The following is a 5197-nucleotide window of genomic DNA, read 5'->3' as shown; positions in this document are numbered from 1 at the left end:
CACGGCGACCAGCCGTCTCAAAATAACTCCCCACCCCCCACGCCCCGCCCCCCCCCCCCCCCCCCCCCCCCCCCCCCGCCCCCCCCCCCCGCCCCCCCCCCTGGTCGTGGACCTGCTGGTCGGGGTGACAGGATTTGAACCTGCGGCCTCTTCGTCCCGAACGAAGCGCGCTACCAAGCTGCGCCACACCCCGGAGCAACCGCGGACGAGCATAGCCGACGCGCGGGACCGCTCCGCACCACGTTCCCCCGCTCAGCGCCGCGGCACGAGCTCCAGCAGCGTCGCCGAGGGCGGGCAGGCGAAGCGGAACGGCGAGTACGGCGACGTGCCCAGCCCGCCCGAGACGTGCAGCCAGGACTCCCTGCTCCCCGTCGCCCAGCGCGACAGCCCGGCGGCCTTGTCCCGCGGCAGGTCGCAGTTGGTCACCAGCGCCCCGTACCCGGGCAGGCACAGCTGCCCGCCGTGGGTGTGCCCGGCCAGCACGAGCGCGGCGCCCTCGGCCGTCATGGCGTCCAGCGTCCGCCGGTACGGCGCGTGCGCGACGCCCAGCAGCAGGTCGGTGCCGGTCGCGTCGTGGCCGGCGCGGGAGGGGTAGCGGTCGTAGCGCAGGTGCGGGTCGTCCACGCCCACGAGGTCCAGCGAGACCCCGCCCACGTCGAGCCGGGCGCGGGCGTTGTCCAGGTCCACCCAGCCGGCCTCGCGGAAGCCGCGGACCAGGTCCTCCGTCGGCAGCCGCGGCGCCTTCACCTCGCTCGGGCCCTGCCGCCGCCACAGGTACGCCGACCAGTTGCGCGGCCGCGGCGCCCAGTAGTCGTTGGAGCCGAGGACGAACACCCCCGGCCGGCGCAGCAGCCCCGCGTACGTCTCCAGCACCGCCGGCACGGCGTCCAGCGCGGCGAGGTTGTCGCCCGTCGTGACGACCAGGTCCGGCTCCAGGGCGTCCAGGGAGCGCACGAACTCCCGCTTCGCCGCCTGCCGGGGCACCAGGTGCAGGTCGGACAGGTGCAGGACGCGCAGCGGGCGCGCGCCCGGCGGCAGCACCGGCACGAACGCGCGGTGCAGGCGGAACGAGCGCGCCTCCCGGGCCGCGTACCCGAAGCCCGCGGCGGCGGCGGCCGCCCCCGCGGCGGCCGTGGTGGTCAGGGCCCTCAGCGGTGTCGGCACCGGCTCATCCTGGCAGCCCGCCGCCCGCGCCCGCCCCGGCGCCCGGTGCGGGCGCGGTGGGAGCATCGGGCCCATGACCGACGCGATGCCCGACCGGACGTCCGAGCGCATGCCCGACGAGACGCCCGACCCCACCGGCCGCAAGGACGTCCTCCAGCGCGACCTGACGACCGCCATGAAGGCCCGCGACGAGCTGACCGCCTCGACGCTGCGCATGGTGCTGTCCGCGGTGCGCTCGGAGGAGGTCGCCGGCAAGACCGCGCGCACCCTGTCCGACGAGGAGGTCGTCACCGTCCTGCAGCGCGAGGCGAAGAAGCGCCGCGAGGCCGCCGACGCGTTCGAGGGCGCCGGGCGCGCCGAGTCCGCCGAGCGCGAGCGCGCCGAGCTGGGCGTCGTCGAGCGCTACCTGCCCACGCCGCTGAGCGACGAGGAGCTGGCGCAGATGGTCGACGAGGCCGTCATGGCGGCCTCGGCGGAGGGCCTGACCGGGATGGGCGCCATGGGCGCGGTGATGACGACGCTCAAGCCGCAGGTCGCCGGCCGCGCCGACGGCAAGCGCCTGTCGGGTGCCGTGCGGGCCCGCCTGCAGGGCTGACGCTCCGGGCGTGCCGCGACGCCCCCACCACGACGACACCCGCCGTGATCATGGATGGTCGAGCTCTCACCCATCCATGAACACGGCGGGTGTCTGTCGTCAGGCGCCGCTCACTCCGGCGGGGCGGTGGTGGCCTGCTGCTCCTGAGGGGCCGCCTCCCCGCCCTCGGCGGGCGGGCTCGACGGCGTCTCCGACGGGGTCTCGGAGGGAGTCTCGGAGGGGGTCTCCGACGGCGTCTCGGTCGGGGTCGGCGACGGCGTGCGGCGCGGCTCCGGGCCCGCGCTGCGGGTCAGGGTGATCGTCGCGCCGGCGTTCGCGCTGCGGGCGCTCTGCGCGGCCACCAGGCCCTCGCCCACGCTGTTCGAGTACGTCCGGCCCGAGGCCACCCGGACCGAGAACCCGGCCGCCTCGAGGATCGACGTGGCCGAGGAGACGCCGCGGCCCACGACGTTCGGCACGCGCAGGCGCCCGTCGGCCGTCACGGTGCGCAGACCCTGCGAGGAGCCCGGCGTGAACCGCTCCCGCGGCAGGCCCAGCGCCTCGGAGGCGGGTCCGATGGTGTTCGTCCAGACCGGCCCGGCGATCGTCGCGCCGTAGACGCGGCCCACGCGGCGGCCGTTGACGCGCTCGCCGTTCAGCGAGCGCACCCCGTCGGCGTGCCCGACCCACGCGGCCGCCGCCAGCTGCGGCGTGTACGCGGCGAACCAGGTGTCCGCGGACTGGTTGGTCGTGCCCGTCTTGCTCGCGACGTCCCGCCCACGCAGCAGGGACTTGCCGGAGACGCGGGCCGCGGTGCCCGAGGACCAGCCGCCCTGCAGGGCCTCGGTGACGTTGCGCGCCACGTTCGGGTCCAGGGCCTGCGTGCAGTCCGCCGACGGCACCGGCAGCGGGGCCCCGTTCGTGTCGAGGACCTCGAGGATCGCCGTCGGCTTGCAGAACGTGCCGTCGGCGGCGAACGCGGCGTACGCGCCGGCCACCGACAGCGGGGTGACGGTGTTCGTGCCCAGCGTCAGGGACGGGTACTGGTCGAGGTTGCGGTTGACCTCCTTCGTGAGGAAGTTCTCGCTCTCGGCGCCCTTGTAGACGCCCAGCGACTCGGCCAGCGAGGCGATGTCGCACAGGTCGAGCTGCTTCTCCATCGACACGTAGGCGGTGTTCACCGAGCGGGCCGTGGCCTGGCGCACGGTCATCACGCCGCCGCCGCCGCCCTCGGAGTTGCCGTAGGAGTAGACGGGGCCGCGCAGCTTCTCCCCGCACGCGGTGAACGCGCTGAACGGGTCGTTGCCGCGGGCGGGAGCGGCGACCGTGGAGTCCAGCGAGCGGCCCGAGCGCAGCCACGCGGCCAGCGTCAGGGCCTTGAACGTCGAACCCTGCTGGAAGCCCTGCCCGCCGCCCATGGCGCGCTCGACGTTGTAGTTCTGCATGGTGACGCCGACCTGCTCCTCGTCCACCGAGTAGGTCGTGTTCTGCACCATCGCGAGGATGTTGCCGGTGCCCGGCTGGACGACCGACTCGGCGGTGCGCACCGACTGCCCGCGGTTGACCTGCTCGTCCACAGCCCGCTGGGCGATCTCCTGCACCTGGCGGTTCAGGGTGGTGCGGATCGTCAGCCCGCCGCGGCGCAGCAGGTTGCGGCGCTCCTCCACGCTCGCCCCGAACGCGTCGTCGCTCTCCACGACGCGGGTGACGTAGTCGCAGAAGTAGGCGGCCGAGTCGGCGGCGATGCAGCCCTGCCGGCTGCGGTTGACGTTCAGCTGCAGCGGGGCGGCGACGGCCTCGTCGTGGGTGACCTGGTCGATCTTGCCGAGCTGCAGCATGCGGTCCAGCACGACGTTGCGCCGCCCCACCGCCGCCTCGCCCTTGTCGATCGGGTCGTAGGCCACGGGGCTCTGCACCAGGCCCGCCAGCAGCGCCGCCTCCGGCAGCAGCAGGTCGCGGGCGGGCTTGCCGAAGTAGAACTGCGCGGCGGCTTCGATGCCGTACACGCCGTTGTAGAAGTAGGCGACGTTGAGGTAGCCGGTGAGGATGTCGTCCTTGGACATCTCCTGCTCGACGCCCACGGCGAGCTTCATCTCGCGCAGCTTGCGCGCGTAGCCCTCGACGCCGCTGGACTCCACGGCCTGCGCCGCGGCCTCGGGGTCGTCGGCCTCGACGGCCTGCTCGACGAGGATGTTCTTCACGTACTGCTGCGTCAGCGTCGACGCGCCCTGGGTGCCGCCGCCGCCGGCGTTGGAGACCAGCGCGCGGGCGATGCCGCGCAGGTCCACGGGGCCGTGCTCGTAGAAGCGGGAGTCCTCGATGGCGACGATCGCCTCGCGCATGACGGGGGCGATGTCGTCCAGCCCGACGACCACGCGGTTCTGGTCGTACACGCGCGCCATGACGCTGCCGTCCTCGTAGAGGATCGTCGTCGCCTCGGACAGGGTGTCGTCGCCCAGGTCGGAGGGCAGCTCGTTGAAGACCTCGACCCCGGTGCGGGTCACCGCGCCGGAGGCCGCCACGACGGGCACGGCCAGCCCGGCGGCGATCACTCCCGCGGCGCAGCTGACGGCCGTGAAGGCACCCAGCAGGCGCAGGAGGGGGCGGCGGTGCGTGTCGGACGCCATGCGTCGAGGGTAAGCGGGCCGGACGGGTGACCCGGGCCGCGCACACGTCCTCCGCAGGACCGTGACCGGACCGCGATCCGCGGTCACGCGCCGTGTCGTCCGAGGTCCTGGCCCCCGGCCGGGGGACGGGGAGGGGCGCCGGGGAGGTGGACTAGTCACAAGGGACTACCCCTGGTCCCCCGAAGAGGCTCTGACGCGGAGCGGCTCCCCGACCCTACGCTCGCGCCACGTCCCTCGCGGGGCGTCAGGGGGATTCACAGGAACCGCCGGCCCCGGGGGGACCCGTCGCACGAGCGACGGGCCGGGACGGCGCGGACGGGAGGGGCCGTCGTGGTGTGGACGTTGGAGTGGGCCGGCCGGGGCGCGTGCAAGTCGGCGTCGGCGGACGAGCTGTTCGTGCAGGGCTCCGCGCAGAACCGCGCGAAGGCCATCTGCGGCGGGTGCCCGGTGCGCACCGAGTGCCTGGCCGACGCGCTGGACTCGCGCGTCGAGTTCGGCGTGTGGGGCGGCATGACCGAGCGCGAGCGCCGCGCGCTGCTCAAGCGCCGGCCGAACGTGCAGTCCTGGCGCCGGCTGCTGGAGGCCGCGCGCGACGCCCACCTCGGGGTGGCGGCCGGGTCCGTGACCGGGTCGGGCACCACCGTGCCGGCCGGTGCGGACCCGACGGGCTTCAGCGCCGCCGTCTGAGCGCGGGGGGGGGGGGGGGGGGGGGGGGGGCGGGGGGGGGGGGGGGCGGCGCGGGGGGGGGGCGGCCGCGCCGGGCCCCCCCCCCCCCCCCCGGGGAGTTCCCCGTGCCCGGTGGGGTCCGGCAGGACTTCCAGGGCGGGTCGAT

Annotated in this window: 4 protein-coding genes and 1 tRNA gene; 2 read left to right on the top strand and 3 right to left on the bottom strand. The window is 75.3% G+C overall.

The features are described 5' to 3' along the window. Positions 1 to 116 precede the first annotated feature (116 nt). Both AB8M62_RS20005 and AB8M62_RS20000 read right to left on the bottom strand, forming a co-directional pair. Positions 117 to 193 (bottom strand) — tRNA-Pro (locus AB8M62_RS20005). Between the two features lie 59 nt (positions 194 to 252). Further along, on the bottom strand, positions 253 to 1164 hold the full coding sequence (locus AB8M62_RS20000; RefSeq protein ID WP_369070667.1) for a metallophosphoesterase: 912 nt from the start codon (positions 1162 to 1164) through the stop codon (positions 253 to 255). A gap of 109 nt (positions 1165 to 1273) precedes the next feature. Between AB8M62_RS20000 and AB8M62_RS19995 the strand changes: the two genes are divergently transcribed. Then, a complete protein-coding gene (locus AB8M62_RS19995; RefSeq protein WP_369070668.1) occupies positions 1274 to 1759 on the top strand; it encodes a GatB/YqeY domain-containing protein in 486 nt (161 codons plus the stop codon). 110 nt (positions 1760 to 1869) lie between these two features. On the opposite strand, the gene AB8M62_RS19990 is transcribed toward AB8M62_RS19995, so the two are convergent. Then, the gene (locus tag AB8M62_RS19990) at positions 1870 to 4365 is read right to left on the bottom strand and encodes a transglycosylase domain-containing protein (protein WP_369052655.1); all 2496 of its coding nucleotides are present in this window, start codon (positions 4363 to 4365) and stop codon (positions 1870 to 1872) included. 330 nt (positions 4366 to 4695) lie between these two features. Here AB8M62_RS19990 and AB8M62_RS19985 point away from each other — a divergent pair, with 330 nt between their 5' ends. Further along, positions 4696 to 5052 carry a WhiB family transcriptional regulator gene (locus tag AB8M62_RS19985; RefSeq protein ID WP_369052656.1) on the top strand — a complete coding sequence of 119 codons (357 nt, stop codon included), beginning with the start codon at positions 4696 to 4698 and terminating at the stop codon, positions 5050 to 5052. Positions 5053 to 5197: the final 145 nt, after the last annotated feature.

The sequence above is a fragment of the Kineococcus terrestris genome, from assembly GCF_041020755.1.
GTDB classification, from domain to species: Bacteria; Actinomycetota; Actinomycetes; order Actinomycetales; family Kineococcaceae; genus Kineococcus; species Kineococcus terrestris.
The sequence above is the reverse complement of the archived record's forward strand: the minus strand, read 5'-3'. Positions and strand labels throughout refer to the sequence as shown.